Annotated in this window: 29 protein-coding genes and 1 pseudogene; 27 read left to right on the top strand and 3 right to left on the bottom strand. The window is 35.5% G+C overall.

Features of this window, described 5'->3' with window-relative positions:
- Positions 1 to 2: 2 nt before the first annotated feature.
- The 3 genes and pseudogenes from OH806_RS12530 to OH806_RS12520 all read right to left on the bottom strand — a co-directional run.
- A pseudogene (locus OH806_RS12530) lies at positions 3 to 737 on the bottom strand (MIP/aquaporin family protein); the annotation flags it as partial.
- Between the two features lie 21 nt (positions 738 to 758).
- Positions 759 to 2,255 carry a glycerol kinase GlpK gene (gene glpK, locus OH806_RS12525; protein ID WP_264744015.1) on the bottom strand — a complete coding sequence of 499 codons (1,497 nt, stop codon included), beginning with the start codon at positions 2,253 to 2,255 and terminating at the stop codon, positions 759 to 761.
- A 15-nt stretch (positions 2,256 to 2,270) separates the two neighbouring features.
- The gene (locus tag OH806_RS12520; RefSeq protein WP_264744014.1) at positions 2,271 to 3,860 is read right to left on the bottom strand and encodes a glycerol-3-phosphate dehydrogenase/oxidase; all 1,590 of its coding nucleotides are present in this window, start codon (positions 3,858 to 3,860) and stop codon (positions 2,271 to 2,273) included.
- Between the two features lie 114 nt (positions 3,861 to 3,974).
- On the opposite strand from OH806_RS12520, the gene OH806_RS12515 reads away from it, so the two are divergent.
- The 27 genes from OH806_RS12515 to rpsD all read left to right on the top strand — a co-directional run bounded on the left by OH806_RS12515 (position 3,975) and on the right by rpsD (position 17,278).
- Positions 3,975 to 4,739: a DeoR/GlpR family DNA-binding transcription regulator gene (locus tag OH806_RS12515; RefSeq protein WP_264744013.1), complete on the top strand. Its 765-nt coding sequence runs from the start codon at positions 3,975 to 3,977 to the stop codon at positions 4,737 to 4,739.
- A gap of 251 nt (positions 4,740 to 4,990) precedes the next feature.
- A complete protein-coding gene (rplC, locus tag OH806_RS12510; protein WP_264744012.1) occupies positions 4,991 to 5,617 on the top strand; it encodes a 50S ribosomal protein L3 in 627 nt (208 codons plus the stop codon).
- On the top strand, positions 5,608 to 6,237 hold the full coding sequence (gene rplD / locus OH806_RS12505) for a 50S ribosomal protein L4 (RefSeq protein WP_264744011.1): 630 nt from the start codon (positions 5,608 to 5,610) through the stop codon (positions 6,235 to 6,237). Before rplC ends, rplD begins: the two co-directional genes overlap by 10 nt.
- A 3-nt stretch (positions 6,238 to 6,240) precedes the next feature.
- Positions 6,241 to 6,531, top strand: coding sequence for a 50S ribosomal protein L23 (gene rplW, locus OH806_RS12500; RefSeq protein WP_233112245.1), 291 nt, complete (start codon positions 6,241 to 6,243; stop codon positions 6,529 to 6,531).
- A gap of 22 nt (positions 6,532 to 6,553) precedes the next feature.
- Positions 6,554 to 7,375: a 50S ribosomal protein L2 gene (rplB, locus tag OH806_RS12495; protein WP_264744010.1), complete on the top strand. Its 822-nt coding sequence runs from the start codon at positions 6,554 to 6,556 to the stop codon at positions 7,373 to 7,375.
- A gap of 2 nt (positions 7,376 to 7,377) precedes the next feature.
- Complete coding sequence (gene rpsS / locus OH806_RS12490) at positions 7,378 to 7,656, top strand: 30S ribosomal protein S19 (RefSeq protein ID WP_002983209.1); 279 nt, start codon at positions 7,378 to 7,380, stop codon at positions 7,654 to 7,656.
- 2 nt (positions 7,657 to 7,658) lie between these two features.
- Positions 7,659 to 8,057: a 50S ribosomal protein L22 gene (gene rplV / locus OH806_RS12485; protein WP_089745120.1), complete on the top strand. Its 399-nt coding sequence runs from the start codon at positions 7,659 to 7,661 to the stop codon at positions 8,055 to 8,057.
- Positions 8,058 to 8,064: 7 nt separating this feature from the next.
- Positions 8,065 to 8,814 (top strand): 30S ribosomal protein S3, encoded by a 750-nt coding sequence (gene rpsC / locus OH806_RS12480; protein WP_264744009.1) that lies wholly within the window; start codon positions 8,065 to 8,067, stop codon positions 8,812 to 8,814.
- 91 nt (positions 8,815 to 8,905) lie between these two features.
- Positions 8,906 to 9,331 (top strand): 50S ribosomal protein L16, encoded by a 426-nt coding sequence (gene rplP / locus OH806_RS12475; RefSeq protein WP_034713010.1) that lies wholly within the window; start codon positions 8,906 to 8,908, stop codon positions 9,329 to 9,331.
- A 12-nt stretch (positions 9,332 to 9,343) separates the two neighbouring features.
- Complete coding sequence (gene rpmC / locus OH806_RS12470; protein ID WP_264744008.1) at positions 9,344 to 9,529, top strand: 50S ribosomal protein L29; 186 nt, start codon at positions 9,344 to 9,346, stop codon at positions 9,527 to 9,529.
- Between the two features lie 12 nt (positions 9,530 to 9,541).
- Positions 9,542 to 9,796 carry a 30S ribosomal protein S17 gene (rpsQ, locus tag OH806_RS12465; RefSeq protein ID WP_029297775.1) on the top strand — a complete coding sequence of 85 codons (255 nt, stop codon included), beginning with the start codon at positions 9,542 to 9,544 and terminating at the stop codon, positions 9,794 to 9,796.
- 2 nt (positions 9,797 to 9,798) lie between these two features.
- A complete protein-coding gene (gene rplN / locus OH806_RS12460) occupies positions 9,799 to 10,167 on the top strand; it encodes a 50S ribosomal protein L14 (RefSeq protein WP_007839504.1) in 369 nt (122 codons plus the stop codon).
- 21 nt (positions 10,168 to 10,188) lie between these two features.
- Positions 10,189 to 10,515, top strand: coding sequence for a 50S ribosomal protein L24 (gene rplX, locus OH806_RS12455; protein ID WP_002983229.1), 327 nt, complete (start codon positions 10,189 to 10,191; stop codon positions 10,513 to 10,515).
- A 13-nt stretch (positions 10,516 to 10,528) separates the two neighbouring features.
- On the top strand, positions 10,529 to 11,080 hold the full coding sequence (gene rplE / locus OH806_RS12450) for a 50S ribosomal protein L5 (protein ID WP_100377196.1): 552 nt from the start codon (positions 10,529 to 10,531) through the stop codon (positions 11,078 to 11,080).
- Positions 11,081 to 11,083: 3 nt separating this feature from the next.
- Positions 11,084 to 11,353 (top strand): 30S ribosomal protein S14, encoded by a 270-nt coding sequence (rpsN, locus tag OH806_RS12445; protein ID WP_029297771.1) that lies wholly within the window; start codon positions 11,084 to 11,086, stop codon positions 11,351 to 11,353.
- Positions 11,354 to 11,499: 146 nt separating this feature from the next.
- Entirely contained in the window at positions 11,500 to 11,898 is a 399-nt protein-coding gene (gene rpsH, locus OH806_RS12440; protein ID WP_089745113.1) for a 30S ribosomal protein S8, read from the top strand.
- Positions 11,899 to 11,915: 17 nt separating this feature from the next.
- The gene (gene rplF / locus OH806_RS12435) at positions 11,916 to 12,461 is read left to right on the top strand and encodes a 50S ribosomal protein L6 (RefSeq protein ID WP_264744007.1); all 546 of its coding nucleotides are present in this window, start codon (positions 11,916 to 11,918) and stop codon (positions 12,459 to 12,461) included.
- Positions 12,462 to 12,476: 15 nt separating this feature from the next.
- On the top strand, positions 12,477 to 12,830 hold the full coding sequence (rplR, locus tag OH806_RS12430) for a 50S ribosomal protein L18 (protein ID WP_264744006.1): 354 nt from the start codon (positions 12,477 to 12,479) through the stop codon (positions 12,828 to 12,830).
- 19 nt (positions 12,831 to 12,849) lie between these two features.
- Positions 12,850 to 13,371 carry a 30S ribosomal protein S5 gene (gene rpsE / locus OH806_RS12425; RefSeq protein WP_264744005.1) on the top strand — a complete coding sequence of 174 codons (522 nt, stop codon included), beginning with the start codon at positions 12,850 to 12,852 and terminating at the stop codon, positions 13,369 to 13,371.
- Positions 13,372 to 13,381: 10 nt separating this feature from the next.
- Positions 13,382 to 13,558, top strand: coding sequence for a 50S ribosomal protein L30 (rpmD, locus tag OH806_RS12420; RefSeq protein ID WP_029297759.1), 177 nt, complete (start codon positions 13,382 to 13,384; stop codon positions 13,556 to 13,558).
- 19 nt (positions 13,559 to 13,577) lie between these two features.
- Complete coding sequence (rplO, locus tag OH806_RS12415; protein ID WP_264744004.1) at positions 13,578 to 14,027, top strand: 50S ribosomal protein L15; 450 nt, start codon at positions 13,578 to 13,580, stop codon at positions 14,025 to 14,027.
- Positions 14,028 to 14,036: 9 nt separating this feature from the next.
- Entirely contained in the window at positions 14,037 to 15,416 is a 1,380-nt protein-coding gene (gene secY / locus OH806_RS12410) for a preprotein translocase subunit SecY (RefSeq protein WP_264744003.1), read from the top strand.
- 3 nt (positions 15,417 to 15,419) lie between these two features.
- Positions 15,420 to 15,635 carry a translation initiation factor IF-1 gene (gene infA, locus OH806_RS12405; RefSeq protein ID WP_055861802.1) on the top strand — a complete coding sequence of 72 codons (216 nt, stop codon included), beginning with the start codon at positions 15,420 to 15,422 and terminating at the stop codon, positions 15,633 to 15,635.
- Positions 15,636 to 15,744: 109 nt separating this feature from the next.
- A complete protein-coding gene (gene rpmJ / locus OH806_RS12400) occupies positions 15,745 to 15,861 on the top strand; it encodes a 50S ribosomal protein L36 (RefSeq protein WP_007839480.1) in 117 nt (38 codons plus the stop codon).
- Positions 15,862 to 15,870: 9 nt separating this feature from the next.
- Entirely contained in the window at positions 15,871 to 16,248 is a 378-nt protein-coding gene (rpsM, locus tag OH806_RS12395) for a 30S ribosomal protein S13 (RefSeq protein ID WP_100377192.1), read from the top strand.
- 12 nt (positions 16,249 to 16,260) lie between these two features.
- A complete protein-coding gene (gene rpsK, locus OH806_RS12390) occupies positions 16,261 to 16,650 on the top strand; it encodes a 30S ribosomal protein S11 (protein ID WP_002983263.1) in 390 nt (129 codons plus the stop codon).
- A gap of 19 nt (positions 16,651 to 16,669) precedes the next feature.
- Positions 16,670 to 17,278 (top strand): 30S ribosomal protein S4, encoded by a 609-nt coding sequence (rpsD, locus tag OH806_RS12385; protein ID WP_264744002.1) that lies wholly within the window; start codon positions 16,670 to 16,672, stop codon positions 17,276 to 17,278.
- Positions 17,279 to 17,300 lie beyond the last annotated feature (22 nt).

Below are 17,300 nucleotides of genomic sequence, written 5' to 3'. Positions count from 1 at the left end.
TTTTAGCTTAAAGCTCCTAATAACAAAGCTGCAAGTATCGCTCCTAATATAGGACCTATAACAGGAATCCAGGCGTACCCCCAATCACTGCTTCCTTTTATCGGAAGAATTGCATGTATAATTCTAGGACCTAAATCACGAGCGGGATTAATGGCGTATCCTGTAGTTCCTCCTAAAGACAAACCGATTACCCAAACAAGAAAAGTTACAGGTAGAGCTCCTACTGTTCCTAGTCCTATTTTTGCATTAGGGTCTGATTGCAATGTAAGAGCTGGTTCAGCAAAATAGAAAATAACAAATACAAGAACGAAAGTTCCGATGATTTCGCTTATCAAGTTAGACGTTGGTTTTCTGATAGCGGGTGCAGTTCCGAAACAAGCTAATTTTGCTCCTTCATCTTCTGTAATGGCAAAGTGGTCTTTGTGGAAAAGCCATACTAAAAAAGCACCAATCATTGCGCCAATCATTTGGGCTGCAATATATGATGGAACCAAATCCCATGAAAATTTTCCTGCTGTGGCTAATCCTAACGTTACTGCCGGATTCAGATGTGCACCACTGATTGGTTCTGAAACAGTAACACCTACGAAAACTGCCAATGCCCAAGCTGTGGTTATTACAATCCAACCGGAATTGTTACCTTTTGTATCTTTTAAAATAACATTGGCTACTACGCCGTTTCCTAATAAAATAAGAAGAGCTGTTCCTATTAGTTCTGCTATAAATGGAGTCATATTTTTATGTGATTTATGGTAAAATTAATCTTCTATCCAATTTTGAGAGCTTTTAACTGCTTTCTTCCAGGTGTAGACCATTTTATCAACTTTTTCTTTTTCCAATTCTGGATGGAAATCTTTATCTACAATCCATTGAGATTGAATTTCGTCAATACTTTTCCAGTATCCAACAGCAAGTCCGGCAAGATAAGCTGCGCCTAATGCGGTTGTTTCTAAAGTTTTAGGTCTTGTGATTTTGAATCCGAATAAATTAGACTGAATCTGCATCAATAAGTCACTTGCAGAAGCACCTCCGTCAACTCTTAACTCCATACTTTCCGTTCCTGAATCTGCTTCCATTGCTTTAACGATATCATACACCTGAAATGCAATGCCTTCCAAAGTTGCTCTTGCGATGTGTCCGTTTGTTGTTCCTCGTGTAACTCCTACAATAGTGCCACGTGCATATTGATCCCAATACGGTGCGCCTAAGCCTGTAAGAGCGGGAACAAAATAAACTCCACCATTATCTTCAACAGTTTGTGCTAATGAATTTATTTCTTCAGCCGAATCGATAAGTTTAAGACCGTCTCTTAACCATTGAATTGCAGCTCCTCCCACAAACACACTTCCTTCTAGAGCGTAATTTACTTCTCCATTTATTTTCCAGGCAACAGTTGTAAGCAGATTGTTTTTAGATAAAACAGCTTCTTTTCCTGTATTCATTAAAAGAAAGCATCCTGTTCCGTAGGTGTTTTTTACCATTCCCGGTTGTGTACACATTTGCCCGAATAAAGCAGCTTGTTGGTCTCCTGCAATTCCCGCAATCGGAATTTTTGTTGAAAATAGAGTGGTGGCTGTTTCTCCGTAGATTTCACTACTTTGTTTTACTTCAGGTAAAATGGCTCTTGGAATATTGAATAGTTCCAGCAAATCATTATCCCAATCTAGTGTATGGATATTTAAAAGCATTGTTCTACTCGCATTCGAAACGTCTGTGATAAACATTTTTCCACGAGTCAGCTTCCATACAAGGAAAGTGTCTACAGTTCCGAAACAAAGTTTTCCCTCTTCTGCTTTTTTTCTTGCTCCTTCTACATTATCCAAAATCCATTTAAGTTTTGTTGCAGAAAAATATGCATCTAAAACAAGTCCTGTTTTTTCTTTGATTTTTTCGGTGTGACCTTGTTCTTTTAATTCATCGCAATACTTTGATGTTCTTCTGTCTTGCCAAACAATGGCATTGTAAATGGGTTCGCCTGTTTCTTTATCCCAAACGATTGTGGTTTCTCGTTGATTGGTGATTCCGATGGCGGCAACTTCTCTTCCTGAAATTCCTGCTTTGGCAATTATTTCCGCTGCAACGGAGATTTGCGAAGACCAGATTTCATTGGGGTCATGTTCTACCCATCCCGGAGTGGGAAAGATTTGTTCAAAACTTTTCTGAGAAATATATTCTATTTCTCCTTTGTGATTGAATAAAATTGCTCTTGATGATGTTGTACCTTGGTCTAGAGCGAGAATTAATTGGTCACTCATACATTTGGATTAAAGTTAGACGTTTTTTGGTGAATAAGGGGTTAATAAATATCCTTTTGCCAATTCGATAAATTCATTTTCGTGTTGGGTTATCCATTCTACGGAATATCCTTTTTCTTTTGCTATGATAGATGCGACTTTGTGTGCACTGTCAATTGCTGCTCTTGCATCTAAAAATAAAAGACGAACTCTTCGTGCTAAAATATCTTCAATGGTTTCTGCCATTTCGTTTCGGATAGCCCAAACTGCTTCAGCAATAGTGTATGGATGTTCAGGATGTATTTTTTCTGAATATTCAGGATTGCTTTGTTGTAGTTTTTTGATTTTCGGAATATCTGAACCGTATACATATAAATGATTGCTTCTGTCAACAGTTTCAGGTTTTACATTTCCGTGAATGGAAAGGTGTTCTGTTTTGGAAGTTGTACTTCCTAAATTGTGAACTTTCATAGCTTCGTCGATAGTGTCTTCTGCCATTTTTCTGAAAGTCGTCCACTTTCCGCCAATGATTGAAACAAGTCCTGTTTCCGAGGTGATTACTTTATGACTTCTTGAAACTTCTTTAGTGCTTTTGCCTCCATCTTTAGGTGCAGCAAGAGGTCTGAGACCTGCAAAAACAGATTTTACATCTTCACGAGTTGGTTTTTTAGATAAATATTGTCTTGCAGTATTGAGAACGAAGTTGATTTCTTCTTCTAAGGCTCTCGGTTCAAAACTTTCGCTTTCAAGTAAAGTGTCGGTAGTTCCTACTAAAGCTCTGTCGTGCCAAGGAACAACAAATAAAACTCTTCCATCAGAAGTTTTAGGAATCATAATCGCGTCATCGCTCTTCAAGAAAGATTTGTCTAAAACCAAATGAATTCCCTGACTTGGAACTACGAATTTTCCGTGTTTTGGGTTATTCATATTTAATATATCGTTTGTGAAGACTCCTGTTGCATTGATGACAACTTTGGCATGAATTTCAATTTGTTCTTTGGTGAATTGGTCTTCTGCTATTACCCCGATAACTTTATTGGAGTCGTTTTTAATAAGGTTGATTACTTTTATATAATTAATAGCGCTTCCTCCTTTTTCAATTATTGTTTGAGTTAAATTGATTGCCAATCTTGCATCGTCAAATTGTCCGTCCTGATAAACAACGCCACTTGTAAGGTTTTTCTGCTCGATAGTGGGAAGTTTAGCAATTGTTTTTGATTTGCTGATGTATTTGGTTTTTCCTAAGCTTAATTTTCCTGCAAGAAAATCGTAGATAGAAAGACCTATTTTATAGAATAGTCCGTCCCACAATGTGTAATTTGGAATGATGAAAGACTGGTTTTTCACAACATGAGCTGCATTTTTAGCCAGTAATCCTCTTTCTTTTAATGCTTCTTTTACTAATCCGATATCCCCCTGAGCTAAATATCTTACGCCACCATGAACTAATTTGGTGCTTCTGCTTGAAGTCGCTTTTGCGAAGTCGTGAGACTCCAACAGTAATGTTTTGAATCCTCTGCTTACTGCATCTAATGCTGAACCTAAACCGCTTGCTCCCCCTCCGATTACAATAAAGTCCCATTCCTTGATGGTAGTTAATTTGCTGAGTTCTTCGTTTCGTTTCATAATATTTCGTTATGTTTCGTTTTCAAAAATATAAATTAAAAACGAAACTAAAAAGAAATTAAATGAAATTTTTCGAATCAAAATGAAAATCTTATTTTTGACAAAACAATAAAAATGGAAAAACTAATAGCAAGACATAATGATATATTAAAGGAATTAGATGAGAAGGATTATGTATTGGTGCAGGATTTGTGTGAAAGGTTTAATGTTTCATCAGTTACGATTCGTAAGGATTTAAATTATCTTGAAAGTCTTGGTTTGCTTTTCCGAAATCATGGGGGAGCAAGTAAACATGTGAGATATGCGTATGAAAAAAATGTGCGGGAAAAAGAGAATATTAATGTTGAGGCAAAACAAAATATTGCGAAAGCGGCCTTGTCTTTGATTCAGGAAAATGACTGTATTATTCTGGCTTCAGGAACAACGATGCATTATTTAGCGAGAATGCTGGTTAATTTTGGTCCGCTCACGGTTTTAACATCTTCTTTAAGGGTTGCCATTGAGCTATGTAATAATCCTAATATTAATATTATACAGCTGGGAGGTGAGGTGAGGAAAAGTTCAACTTCTATTGTGGGTTCTATTTCGGAAGGTATTTTAAAGCAATTTTCTTGTAATAAATTATTTCTTGGAGTTGACGGCATTGATATGGAGTTTGGAATCAGTACATCAAATGCTGCGGAAGCTCATTTAAATCAATTGATGATTGAATGTTCTGATAAAGTGGTGATTCTTGCAGATTCATCTAAATTGAATGTGAAAGGTTTCGGAAAGATTGCTGATTTAGATAAAATTGATTATTTAATCACGGATAATGAAATTCTGGATGAAGATAAAGCTAAACTTGAAGAAGTGGGAGTGAGTGTTATTGTTAAATAAAAACTAGCCTATTATTAAATTTTCTACATTTCAAAAATATTTTCCTGGAAATTTTGGTTTGTTTTTCTCAAAAGTATCTAAATGATTAAAAATCAAAATATTTTGCTGTAAATATTTGTGGGTAAGAAAAATATTCATAAATTTGCACACTCATTTTAGGGGCGTGGTATGCCTATATCAAACGTAGAAATTACTTCAGACCTCCTTGAAATGATGATAAATAAAGGATAAATTTTATTATAACATAAACAATGTCAGGTATTATTGGTAAAAAAATCGGTATGACGTCTTTGTTTAACGAAGAAGGAAAAAACATTCCTTGTACAGTTATTCAGGCTGGTCCATGCTCGGTTTTACAGGTCAGAACCATTGAAAAAGACGGGTATAAGTCAGTTCAATTAGGTTTCGATGACAAGAGTGAGAAGAACGTTGGTAAAGCGTTAGCTGGTCATTTTAAAAAGGCTGGTTCTGCTCCTAAAGCTAAATTGGTTGAATTCTACAGAGAATTCGTTGATGAAGTAAAAGTAGGAGAAGAAGTAAAAGTTGACTTATTCGTTGAAGGTGAATATGTTGACGTAACAGGTACTTCTAAAGGTAAAGGATTCCAAGGTGTTGTTAAAAGACACGGGTTTGGAGGTGTAATGCAGGCTACTCATGGTCAGCACAACAGACTTAGAGCTCCAGGTTCTATCGGTGCTGGTTCAGACCCTTCAAGAGTATTCAAAGGGATGAGAATGGCTGGAAGAATGGGAGGTAAGCAGGTAACTGTACAAAACCTTCAAGTGTTAAAAGTTGATCAAGAACAAAATCTTTTAGTAGTAAAAGGTGCTGTTCCGGGAGCTAAAAATTCTTATGTAATTATCAGAAAATGGAACTAGTAGTATTAAATACATCAGGAAAAGAGACCGGAAGAAAAGTAACTCTAGACGAATCAGTATTCGGAATTGAGCCAAATCAGCATGCGGTTTACTTAGAAGTTAAACAGTACCTTGCAGCACAAAGACAAGGGACTCATAAATCAAAAGAAAGAAGCGAAATTACAGCTTCTACTAAAAAACTTAAGAAGCAAAAAGGATCTGGTTCTGCTAGATATGGTGATATTAAATCTCCAACTTTCAGAGGTGGAGGTAGAGTATTCGGACCAAAACCAAGAGACTACAGATTCAAATTAAACAAAGCTCTTAAGAGATTAGCTAAAAAATCTGTTTTATCTCAGAAAATGAGAGATAACAGCATCAGAGTTTTAGAAGATATGAGCTTGAACGCTCCTAAAACTAAAGATTTCATTACTTTATTAGATGCATTGACATTGAATGGTAAAAAATCTTTGTTTATTCTTCCTGAAGCTAACAAGAATGTGTATTTATCTTCAAGAAACTTACCTAAAACTAAAGTAATGAACTTCAACGAAGTAAGCTCTTACGATTTAGTAAATGCAGGTGAGATTGTATTCTTCGAAGGTGCAGTTGAAAAATTCCAGGAAAATTTAAAGAAATAAATCATGTCAGTTATTATTAAACCAGTTATCTCAGAAAAGGCTAATTACCTTACAGACTTAAGAGGTTCTTATTCTTTCTTAGTGAATACTAAGGCGAATAAAATCCAAATCAAAAAAGCTGTTGAAGAAGCTTATGGTGTAAAAGTAGCAGACGTTAATACAATGATTTATGCTCCGAAGGTTTCTTCGAAATACACTAAAAAAGGTCTTCAAGTAGGAAAGACAAACAAATTGAAAAAAGCGGTAATCAAACTTGCTGAAGGTGAGGTTATCGATATTTTTGCTGTAAATTAATTATTAATTATAAATAATAGTAATGTCTGTTAGAAAATTAAAACCTATCACCCCGGGACAGAGATTCAGAATTGTAAACAATTTTGAGGAAATTACTACCAACAAACCAGAGAAATCTCTTACAGTTGGTATTAAAAAGTCAGGTGGACGTAACAACACAGGTAAAATGACCATGCGTTACACCGGAGGTGGACACAAAAAGAAATACAGAATTATTGACTTCAAAAGAAACAAAGCTAACGTTGAAGCAACTGTAAAATCTGTAGAATACGATCCAAACAGAACTGCATTTATCGCTTTATTAGAGTATGCTGATGGAGAGAAAAGATATATCATCGCTCCAAATGGTATCAAAGTTGATCAAAAAGTAGTTTCAGGTGAGAACGTAGAACCTAATGTAGGTAACGCAATGAAATTGAAAAATATTCCATTGGGTACTGTAATTTCTTGTGTTGAAATGAAGCCTGGTCAAGGTGCTATTTTAGCAAGAAGTGCTGGTTCTTCAGCTCAATTAACTTCAAGAGACGGAAAATATGCAATCATTAAATTGCCTTCAGGAGAATCTAGAATGATCCTTACTGAATGTATGGCAATGATTGGTTCAGTTTCTAACTCAGATCACCAATTAACGGTATCAGGTAAAGCGGGTAGAAGCAGATGGTTAGGTAGAAGACCAAGAACAAGAGCGGTTGTAATGAACCCGGTTGATCACCCAATGGGTGGTGGTGAAGGACGTTCTTCAGGAGGTCACCCAAGATCTAGAAATGGTAAACCAGCTAAAGGTTACAAAACTAGAAAGAAAAACAAAGTGTCTAACCGTTACATCGTATCTAAAAGAAAATAATTATGGCAAGATCACTTAAAAAAGGACCGTTCATTCATCATACTTTAGATAAGAAGGTTCAGGCAAATATAGAGTCTGGTAAGAAGACAGTTATCAAAACTTGGTCTAGAGCATCTATGATCTCTCCGGACTTCGTAGGACAAACTATTGCTGTTCACAACGGGAAATCTTTTATCCCAGTTTACGTTACAGAAAACATGGTTGGTCACAAGTTAGGCGAATTTTCTCCAACAAGATCTTTCAGAGGTCATGGTGGTAACAAAAACAAAGGAAGCAGATAATCATGGGATCAAGAAAACAAGATAGCGCAATCGCAAGAAAAGAAGCTAACAAAGATGTTGTTAAAGCTTCATTAAATAACTGCCCATCTTCTCCTAGAAAAATGAGATTAGTTGCTGATATCATTAGAGGAGAGCAGGTAGATAAAGCTCTTTATATCCTAAAATATTCTAAAAAAGAAGCATCTAACAAGTTAGAAAAATTACTTCTTTCTGCTATGGCAAACTGGCAGGTGAAAAACGAAGGAGCTGATATTGAAGAAGCAAACCTTATCGTTAAAGAAATATTCGTGGATAGTGCAAGACAATTGAAGAGACTAAGACCAGCTCCACAAGGTAGAGGGTATAGAATCAGAAAAAGATCTAACCACGTTACATTAATCTTAGGTAATAAAGAAAATTAATCAAGGTATGGGACAGAAGACAAATCCAATTGGTAACAGATTAGGTATCATCAGAGGATGGGATTCTAACTGGTTTGGCGGAAACGATTATGGAGACAGAATCGCTGAAGACTACAAAATCAGAAGATACCTTGAAGCTAGATTATCTAAAGGTGGAATTTCAAGAATTTATATTGAAAGAACATTAAAATTAGTAACAGTTACTATTACTACAGCTAGACCAGGACTTATCATCGGTAAAGGTGGTCAGGAAGTTGATAAGTTGAAAGAAGAATTGAAGAAACTTACTAAAAAGGATATTCAAATCAATATTTTCGAAATCAAAAGACCTGAGCTAGACGCAGTATTAGTTGCAGATAGCATCGCTAAGCAAATCGAAAACAGAATCTCTTACAGAAGAGCTGTTAAGATGGCTATGGCTGGTACAATGAGAATGGGTGCAGAAGGTATCAAAGTTCAAATCTCTGGTAGATTGAACGGTGCTGAAATGGCAAGAAGCGAATCTTTCAAAGAAGGAAGAATTCCATTGTCTACTTTCAGAGCTGATATCGATTATCACATTGGTGAAGCATTAACTCAGTACGGAAAGCTAGGTGTAAAAGTTTGGATCATGAAAGGTGAAGTTTACGGTAAAAGAGAACTTTCTCCTCTAGTGGGACAACAGAAAAAAGGAGGTCAGTCAGACAGAGGAAACAGAGGAGGAGACAGAGACAACAGAAGACCTAGAAAAAACAACAATAATAACAGTAATAATTAAAAATTTTAGATTAGAAATTTTGAATTTTAAATTACCGTTACTTTTTTAAAATATAAAAAATCTAAAATCTAAAATCTAAAATTTAGAAATTATGTTACAACCAAAAAGAACCAAATTCCGTAGAGTTCATAAGATGAAAATGAAGGGGATTGCTCAAAGAGGTAATCAACTTGCTTATGGAACTTTCGGGATCAAGGCTACAGAAGGTGCTTGGATTACAGCAAGACAAATTGAGGCTGCACGTATCGCTGCTACAAGATATATGAAGAGAGAAGGTCAGTTATGGATCAAAATTTTCCCAGATAAACCAATTACTAAAAAACCAGCGGAAGTACGTATGGGTAAAGGTAAAGGTGCTGTGGAATATTGGGTAGCTGTAGTAAAACCTGGTAAAATTATGTTTGAAGTAGGTGGTGTTCCTTACGAAGTAGCGAAAGAAGCACTTAGACTTGCAGCTCAAAAATTACCAGTAGTTACTAAATTTGTAGTTGCTAACGATTTTGTTAAACCTCTATAATCTTTGAATACAATGAAAAAAGCTGATATTAAAAATTTAAGCGCGGGAGATATTCAAAACCAATTAGCTGAAGCTAAAGCTCAATATTCAAAATTGAAATTGGCTCACAAAATCAGCCCAATTGAAAACCCGATTCAAATCAGAGATTTGAGAAAAACAATCGCTAGACTAAACACTGAGTTAACTAACAAACAATAATTTCATTTTACAATGGATAGAAATTTAAGAAAAGAAAGAATCGGAGTGGTTTCCAGCAATAAAATGGAAAAAACTATTGTTGTTAGTGAAACTACAAGAGTAAAACACCCGATGTACGGTAAATTCGTTTTGAAAACGAAAAAATATACTGCACACGACGAGAACAACGAATGCGCAGAAGGTGATACAGTTCTTATCCAAGAAACTAGACCTTTGAGCAAAAACAAGAGATGGAGATTAGTAAGAATCATTGAAAAAGCTAAGTAATAATGTTACAAACAGAATCAAGATTAAAAGTTGCTGATAACACAGGTGCTAAAGAAGTATTAGTTATCAGAGTTCTGGGAGGAACCAGAAGAAGATATGCTTCAGTTGGTGATAAAATCGTTGTTACTATCAAAGATTCTACACCATCAGGAAACGCAAAGAAAGGTCAGGTATCTAAAGCTGTAGTGGTAAGAACTAAAAAAGCAGTTAGAAGAAAAGATGGTTCATACATCAAATTCGAAGACAATGCTTGTGTATTACTAAACGCAGCAGGAGAAATGAGAGGAACTCGTGTTTTCGGACCAGTTGCTCGTGAGTTGAGAGACAAAGAATATATGAAAATCATTTCATTAGCTCCTGAAGTACTTTAATTTTTAAAATTTTTAAAGAAAATGTCAAAGTTAAAAATAAAAAGAGGAGATAACGTAATCATTACTACTGGTAAGAAAGATATCAAAGGTAAAACTGGTGAAGTTATTGAAGTGATCAAAAAAGAAGGAAGAGACCCTAGAGTAGTTGTTGCAGGACTTAACATCATCAAAAAACATGTTAAGCCTTCAGCTTCAAATCCTCAAGGAGGAATCGTTGAAAGAGAAGCTTCTATTCATATCTCAAACGTAGCTTTAGTTGGTAAAGACGGAAAAGCTATCAAAGTAGGTTACAAAATCGAAGGAGATAAGAAAGTAAGAATCAACAAAAAAACGGGTGAAACTTTATAATTTTAAATAACACATGGAATATATAGCAAGACCCAAAAAAGCATATAAAGAAACGATTGTTCCTGCAATGATGGAAGAATTCGGGTACAAATCAGTAATGCAAGTACCTAGATTAGAAAAAATCATCCTTTCTCAAGGGTTAGGAGATGCTACTGCAGACAAAAAAATCATTGATTATGCTGTTGAAGAATTAACGAACATCACTGGTCAAAAGGCTGTAGGTACAATTTCTAAGAAAGACGAAGCTGCTTTCAAATTAAGAAAAGGAATGCCTGTAGGAGCTAAAGTAACTTTAAGAGCTGATAAAATGTATGAGTTCTTAGACAGACTTACTTCTTCTGCTTTACCACGTATTAGAGATTTCTCTGGTATTAAAGCTGACGGATTTGATGGTAGAGGTAACTATAACTTAGGTATCACTGAGCAAATCATCTTCCCTGAGATCGTAATCGACAAAGTGAAAAAAATCCAAGGGATGGACATCACTTTCGTTACTACTGCGAAAACAGATAAAGAAGCTAAAGCATTATTAACTCACTTCGGTTTACCATTTAAAAAGAACTAAGAAATGGCTAAAGAATCAATGAAAGCGCGTGAGCGCAAAAGAGAAGCACTAGTTGCTAAATACGCTGCTAAAAGACAAGCTCTTAAAGAAGCTGGTGATTACGAAGGTCTTCAAAAATTGCCTAAAAATGCTTCTCCTGTAAGATTACACAACAGATGTAAACTAACAGGTAGACCAAGAGGATACATGAGAACGTTTGGTATTTCCAGAGTAACTTTCAGAGAAATGGCGAACAACGGTCTTATCCCGGGAGTTAAAAAAGCTAGTTGGTAATAATTACTAATTAAAATCGGGACAATTAAGTTGTCTAGATACTAAAGATAAAAAATATCAGACTGAAGATTTCTGAAGTCTGATATTTTACTCTTCAAGTCTTTACAATACTGATTGTTCTTTAACCAATAATTTATAAAAGAAAAATGGTAACAGATCCAATTTCAGATTTCCTAACAAGAGTAAGGAACGCACAAAGCGCAGGCCACAAAGTGGTGGAAATTCCTGCATCGAAAATCAAAAAGGAGATTACTAAGATCTTATTTGATCAAGGGTATATCTTAAACTACAAGTTTGAAGATAACGCTGTTCAAGGTACGATCAAAATCGCTTTAAAGTATGATAAGCAAACCAACAAACCTGCTATTAAGTCTATCCAAAGAGCTTCAAGACCAGGTTTGAGACAGTACAAAGGTTCTGCGGAACTTCCAAGAGTACTAAACGGTTTGGGTATTTCTATCATCTCTACTTCTAAAGGAGTAATGACTGACAAGAAAGCTAGAGAAGAGAAAGTAGGCGGTGAAGTAATCTGCTATGTTTATTAATTTTTAATCAGAGGAAAATGTCAAGAATTGGTAAATCAATTATAACAATTCCAGCAGGTGTTACTATCACTGAAAAAGATGGTGTAGTAACTGTAAAAGGAGCTAAAGGAGAACTATCTCAGGAGCTTACAGCAGGAATTACTTTAGAACAAAAAGATGGTGAACTTAATGTAAACAGACCATCTGATTCTAAGCAACACAAAGCGCTTCACGGTTTATACAGAGCGTTAATCAATAATATGGTTGTTGGTGTTTCAGAAGGATTCACTAAGCAATTAGAATTAGTAGGGGTAGGATATAGAGCTTCTCACGCAGGTCAAAAACTTGAGTTGGCTTTAGGATTCTCTCACGGTATCGTTTTAGAACTTCCAAGCGAGGTAAAAGTTGATACATTGACTGAAAAAGGTAAAAACCCAATTATTACTTTAACGTCTCATGACAAGCAACTTCTAGGAATGGTTACTGCAAAGATCCGTTCTTTCAGAAAGCCTGAGCCATACAAAGGAAAAGGTGTAAGATTCGTTGGTGAAAATGTTAGACGTAAAGCTGGTAAATCTGCTTAATAAATTATAAGTATTATGGCATTAAGTAAATTAGAAAAAAGAATAAGAATCAAAAGAAGAGTAAGAGGAAAAATCTCTGGTTCTTCTGAATTGCCAAGATTATCTGTATATAAAAGTAATAAGGAAATTTACGCTCAGTTAATCGACGATAAAAGTGGAAAAACTTTAGTATCAGCTTCTTCTAGAGAAAAAGGTGTTGATGCAAAAGGTACTAAAACTGAAGTTTCTGTTGCTGTTGGTAAAGCTATCGCTACTAAAGCTATCGCAGCAGGAATCGAAAATATTGTATTTGATAGAAACGGATTCGTATATCACGGAAGAGTTAAGGCTCTAGCTGATGGTGCGAGAGAAGGTGGACTTAAATTCTAATCATTAAATTTCGGAAAATATGTTAGGACTAGATAATATAGAAAGAGTAAAACCGGGAGGATTAGAATTAAAAGATCGTCTCGTAGCTGTAAATAGAGTAACAAAAGTAACTAAAGGAGGTAGAGCTTTCGGATTTTCTGCTATCGTTGTAGTAGGTAACGAAGATGGTGTTATCGGTTACGGATTAGGAAAATCTAAAGAGGTTGCTTCTGCAATTGCTAAAGCAGTTGAAGACGCTAAGAAAAACCTTGTAAAAGTTCCTGTAATGAACCGCACTATTCCTCACCAAACTACTGCTAGATACGGTGGTGCAGATATCTTCTTGAGACCTGCTTCTCATGGTACAGGACTTATCGCCGGAGGTGCGGTAAGAGCGGTACTAGAATCTGCTGGTATTCACGATATCCTTTCAAAATCTAAAGGATCTTCTAACCCACACAACGTGGTGAAAGCTACTTTCAAAGCGTTATTGGATATCAGAAGACCTGAAGAAATTGCTAGAATGAGAGGAGTTTCACTAAGTAAAGTGTTTAACGGTTAATATATAAACAATGGCAACAATTAAAGTAAAACAAGTAAGAAGCGCTATTGGAAGAACAAAAACCCAAAAGAGAACGCTTGAAGCATTAGGATTAAAGAAACTTCACCAAGTTGTAGAACACGAAGCTACTCCTTCTATCTTAGGAATGATAGCTGCAGTTAGTCATTTACTTGAAGTTCAAAAATAATTTTTAAAATAATTTTAAAATGAATTTAAACAACATACAACCAGCTGCAGGATCTACTTTCAATTCAAAAAGAATTGGTAGAGGACAAGGTAGCGGAAAAGGTGGTACTTCTACAAAAGGACACAAAGGACAGAAAGCAAGAGCTGGTTATTCTCAGAAAATCGGTTTTGAAGGAGGTCAGATGCCTTTACAAAGAAGATTACCGAAATTCGGATTCAAAAACGTAAACAGAAAAGAGTTTAGAGCTATTAATTTAGATTCTATCCAAACTTTAATCGAGAATAAATCTATCACTGGAGATATTACAAAAGAAGTTTTGGTAGCAAACGGTTTAGCTTCTAAAAACGAATTAGTGAAAATTATGGGTAGAGGAGAATTGAAATCTGCGGTTTCAATCTCTGCTGACAAGTTCACTAAATCTGCTGAAGAGCTTATCTCTAAAGCAGGTGGAAAAGCAATTACCTTATAATACTTACTAATGAAAGAATTTATACAAACACTTAAAAATATTTGGAGCTTAAAGGAGCTTAGAGACAAGATTCTATTTACTTTAAGTATTATCCTTGTGTATAGATTCGCATCTTATATCTCTTTACCGGCAATTAATCTTGCGGAAGTAGGAGATCTCTTAGAGCATTATAAAAATCAAGGCGGTAACAAGCAAGGAGCAGGTCTCCTTGGCTTGCTTTCGTCGTTTACGGGGGGAGCTTTCAGCCACGCTTCCGTAATGGCGTTAGGTATCATGCCTTATATTTCTGCTTCTATTATTGTTCAGTTGATGGGAATGGCTATTCCTTATCTTCAGAAACTTCAGAAAGATGGAGAGTCAGGTAGAAATACATTGAACCAAATTACAAGATGGTTAACTATCGGAGTTTGTCTAGTACAAGCACCTTCTTATTTAACTTCTATTACTCAATTGTTCTTACCATATGCTCAATTCCAATCTGCATATTATGTAGAGCCAAATTCTATTATGTTCTGGTTGCCAAGTATTGTAATCTTGGTTGCTGGTTCCGTATTTGCAATGTGGCTAGGTGAAAAGATTACCGACAAAGGAATCGGAAATGGTATTTCTATCCTTATTATGGTTGGTATCTTATCTAGATTACCAGAAGCATTTGTACAGGAAATGGCCGTGCAGAACGGTAAAGGAGGAATGGGATCTATCATGATCCTAATTGAAGTGATTTTCTGGATGTTGGTGGTTCTATTGGCAGTAGTGTTATCTGTTGCTGTTAGAAAAATTCCTATTCAGTATGTAAGCAGAGCTCAGGCAAGAGGAGGTGTAAACAGAAATCTTATGCAAGGTGCAAGACAGTGGATTCCATTAAAAGTTAATGCTGCTGGTGTAATGCCGATTATCTTTGCTCAGGCATTGATGTTCGTACCAGGATTATTAACTAAATTTGATGAGTCTAATACTTTTCTTGCAGGTTTCAAGAATGTTTTTAGCTGGCAATACAATGTATTGTTTGCGCTATTAATTATTATCTTCTCGTTTTTCTATACTGCAATTACAATTCCGGTAAACCAAATGGCTGATGATTTGAAGAGAAATGGTGGTTTAGTACCCAAAGTAAGACCAGGAAAAGAGACAGCTGATTATTTAGATGATATTTTATCAAAAATTACCTTGCCAGGTGCAATTTTTTTATCTATCTTTGCAGTCCTTCCAGCGATTGTGCATGGAAGCTTTGTTCAGACAGATGCGTTCGCCTTATTTTTCGGGGGAACATCATTATTGATTATGGTTGGAGTAATTTTAGATACTGTTCAACAGATTAATACTTATCTGCTGAATCATCATTATGATGGCTTAATGCAGTCTAAATTATCAAGAACGACTGGATATTAATTTATGGCAAAACAAAAACATATTGAACAAGACGGCGTTATAACGGAAGCTCTTTCGAACGCCCAGTTCCGTGTAGAGCTAGAAAATGGGCATGTACTTATTGCTCATATTTCTGGTAAAATGAGAATGCATTATATTAAACTTTTACCTGGAGATAAGGTAAAATTAGAAATGTCTCCTTATGATTTAACAAAAGGGAGAATTACATTTAGATATTAAACAAACGCCAAATGGAATAAATGTTCCATTTGGCTATTGTTGAAAAATAAATACTATCAAAATGAAATCGTAAGATTCCATTTGTAAGTAAAAAAAATAAATATTTCAAATGAAAGTTAGAGCATCAATTAAAAAAAGAAGTGCTGATTGCAAAATCGTACGCAGAAAAGGTGTACTATTTGTAATCAACAAGAAGAACCCAAAATTTAAACAAAGACAAGGCTAAAATTAAATTATGGCGAGAATTTCAGGTATTGATTTACCAAAAAACAAAAGAGGCGTTATCGGTTTAACTTACATCTACGGAATCGGAAGAAGTACTTCTTCAGAAATCCTTAAAGCTGCCGGTATCAGCGAAGACAAGAAAGTCAACGAATGGAATGACGATGAATTGGCTGCCATCAGAACTTATATCTCTGAAAACGTAAAAGTAGAAGGGGAACTTAGATCTGAAGTGCAATTGAACATTAAGAGATTAATGGACATAGGATGCCAACGAGGAATACGTCACAGACTAGGACTACCTTTAAGAGGCCAGAGAACGAAAAACAACTCTAGAACCCGTAAAGGAAAGAGAAAAACTGTTGCTAACAAGAAAAAAGCTAGTAAATAATCGTTAGGAATTATGGCAAAACAAACTAAAGTAGTTAAAAAAAGAAAAGTAAAAGTTGAAGCTATTGGTGAAGCACACATTCAAGCTTCTTTCAATAACATCATCATTTCTTTAACAAATAAAAACGGAGAGGTTATCTCTTGGGCTTCTGCCGGTAAAATGGGATTCAGAGGTTCTAAAAAGAATACTCCATTTGCTGCTCAGATGGCAGCTGAAAATTGCTCTGCTGTAGCTCATGAAGCTGGATTAAGAAGAGTAAAGGTGTTTGTAAAAGGACCTGGTGCAGGTAGAGAATCTGCAATCAGATCTATTCACAATTCAGGAATTGAAGTTAGCGAAATCATTGATGTGACTCCTATGCCACACAATGGATGTAGACCACCAAAAAGAAGAAGAGTTTAATTTTTAGAATTTACCCATTATGGCAAGATATATTGGACCTAAAACTAAGATTGCTAGAAAGTTTGGTGCTGCAATCTACGGAGATGACAAAAACTTCGAAAAGAGAAAAAACCAACCGCCAGGACAACACGGTCCTAATAAAAGAAGAGGTGCTAAAAAATCTGAATATGCAGTTCAGTTAGCTGAAAAGCAAAAAGCTAAATATACTTATGGTATTTTAGAAAGACAATTTGCTAACTTATTTGATAAAGCACACAGAAGTAAAGGTGTAACTGGTGAAGTTCTATTACAACTTTGCGAATCTAGATTGGATAACGTAGTTTACAGATTAGGTTTTGCTAAAACTAGATCTGCTGCTAGACAATTAGTTTCTCACAGACACATTACTGTGAATGGTGAGATTCTTAATATTCCTTCTTATTTGGTAAAAGCTGGTGATGTAATCGCAGTAAGAGAAAAGTCAAAATCTCTAGAAGTTGTTACAAATGCATTAGCTTCTAAGTCAAATTATGAGTGGTTACAATTCAACGATGAGAAGAAAGAAGGTACTTTCGTTTCTGCTCCTGAGAGAATCCAAATTCCGGAAGACATCAAGGAACAGCTTATCGTCGAACTTTACTCTAAATAATTTTTTAATCAAATTTTTGCTC

This window comes from Chryseobacterium oryctis, assembly GCF_025971925.1.
GTDB classification, from domain to species: domain Bacteria; phylum Bacteroidota; class Bacteroidia; order Flavobacteriales; family Weeksellaceae; genus Chryseobacterium; species Chryseobacterium oryctis.
This window is presented reverse-complemented; position numbering and strand designations above follow the sequence as displayed.

What these genes read in the sequence shown, in the direction of transcription:
- OH806_RS12520 (WP_264744014.1), bottom strand. Translation starts at nt 3,860, where the DNA reads ATGAAACGAAACGAAGAACTCAGCAAATTAACTACCATCAAGGAATGG.
- OH806_RS12515 (WP_264744013.1), top strand. Translation starts at nt 3,975, where the DNA reads ATGGAAAAACTAATAGCAAGACATAATGATATATTAAAGGAATTAGAT.
- rpsN (WP_029297771.1), top strand. Translation starts at nt 11,084, where the DNA reads ATGGCTAAAGAATCAATGAAAGCGCGTGAGCGCAAAAGAGAAGCACTA.
- rplW (WP_233112245.1), top strand. Translation starts at nt 6,241, where the DNA reads ATGTCAGTTATTATTAAACCAGTTATCTCAGAAAAGGCTAATTACCTT.
- rplF (WP_264744007.1), top strand. Translation starts at nt 11,916, where the DNA reads ATGTCAAGAATTGGTAAATCAATTATAACAATTCCAGCAGGTGTTACT.
- glpK (WP_264744015.1), bottom strand. Translation starts at nt 2,255, where the DNA reads ATGAGTGACCAATTAATTCTCGCTCTAGACCAAGGTACAACATCATCA.
- rpsD (WP_264744002.1), top strand. Translation starts at nt 16,670, where the DNA reads ATGGCAAGATATATTGGACCTAAAACTAAGATTGCTAGAAAGTTTGGT.
- rplV (WP_089745120.1), top strand. Translation starts at nt 7,659, where the DNA reads ATGGGATCAAGAAAACAAGATAGCGCAATCGCAAGAAAAGAAGCTAAC.
- rpsH (WP_089745113.1), top strand. Translation starts at nt 11,500, where the DNA reads ATGGTAACAGATCCAATTTCAGATTTCCTAACAAGAGTAAGGAACGCA.
- rplX (WP_002983229.1), top strand. Translation starts at nt 10,189, where the DNA reads ATGTCAAAGTTAAAAATAAAAAGAGGAGATAACGTAATCATTACTACT.
- rplC (WP_264744012.1), top strand. Translation starts at nt 4,991, where the DNA reads ATGTCAGGTATTATTGGTAAAAAAATCGGTATGACGTCTTTGTTTAAC.
- rplN (WP_007839504.1), top strand. Translation starts at nt 9,799, where the DNA reads ATGTTACAAACAGAATCAAGATTAAAAGTTGCTGATAACACAGGTGCT.
- rplO (WP_264744004.1), top strand. Translation starts at nt 13,578, where the DNA reads ATGAATTTAAACAACATACAACCAGCTGCAGGATCTACTTTCAATTCA.
- infA (WP_055861802.1), top strand. Translation starts at nt 15,420, where the DNA reads ATGGCAAAACAAAAACATATTGAACAAGACGGCGTTATAACGGAAGCT.
- rpsK (WP_002983263.1), top strand. Translation starts at nt 16,261, where the DNA reads ATGGCAAAACAAACTAAAGTAGTTAAAAAAAGAAAAGTAAAAGTTGAA.
- rplR (WP_264744006.1), top strand. Translation starts at nt 12,477, where the DNA reads ATGGCATTAAGTAAATTAGAAAAAAGAATAAGAATCAAAAGAAGAGTA.
- rpsC (WP_264744009.1), top strand. Translation starts at nt 8,065, where the DNA reads ATGGGACAGAAGACAAATCCAATTGGTAACAGATTAGGTATCATCAGA.
- rplB (WP_264744010.1), top strand. Translation starts at nt 6,554, where the DNA reads ATGTCTGTTAGAAAATTAAAACCTATCACCCCGGGACAGAGATTCAGA.
- rpsS (WP_002983209.1), top strand. Translation starts at nt 7,378, where the DNA reads ATGGCAAGATCACTTAAAAAAGGACCGTTCATTCATCATACTTTAGAT.
- secY (WP_264744003.1), top strand. Translation starts at nt 14,037, where the DNA reads ATGAAAGAATTTATACAAACACTTAAAAATATTTGGAGCTTAAAGGAG.
- rpmC (WP_264744008.1), top strand. Translation starts at nt 9,344, where the DNA reads ATGAAAAAAGCTGATATTAAAAATTTAAGCGCGGGAGATATTCAAAAC.
- rpmD (WP_029297759.1), top strand. Translation starts at nt 13,382, where the DNA reads ATGGCAACAATTAAAGTAAAACAAGTAAGAAGCGCTATTGGAAGAACA.
- rpsQ (WP_029297775.1), top strand. Translation starts at nt 9,542, where the DNA reads ATGGATAGAAATTTAAGAAAAGAAAGAATCGGAGTGGTTTCCAGCAAT.
- rpsE (WP_264744005.1), top strand. Translation starts at nt 12,850, where the DNA reads ATGTTAGGACTAGATAATATAGAAAGAGTAAAACCGGGAGGATTAGAA.
- rplP (WP_034713010.1), top strand. Translation starts at nt 8,906, where the DNA reads ATGTTACAACCAAAAAGAACCAAATTCCGTAGAGTTCATAAGATGAAA.
- rplD (WP_264744011.1), top strand. Translation starts at nt 5,608, where the DNA reads ATGGAACTAGTAGTATTAAATACATCAGGAAAAGAGACCGGAAGAAAA.
- rpmJ (WP_007839480.1), top strand. Translation starts at nt 15,745, where the DNA reads ATGAAAGTTAGAGCATCAATTAAAAAAAGAAGTGCTGATTGCAAAATC.
- rplE (WP_100377196.1), top strand. Translation starts at nt 10,529, where the DNA reads ATGGAATATATAGCAAGACCCAAAAAAGCATATAAAGAAACGATTGTT.
- rpsM (WP_100377192.1), top strand. Translation starts at nt 15,871, where the DNA reads ATGGCGAGAATTTCAGGTATTGATTTACCAAAAAACAAAAGAGGCGTT.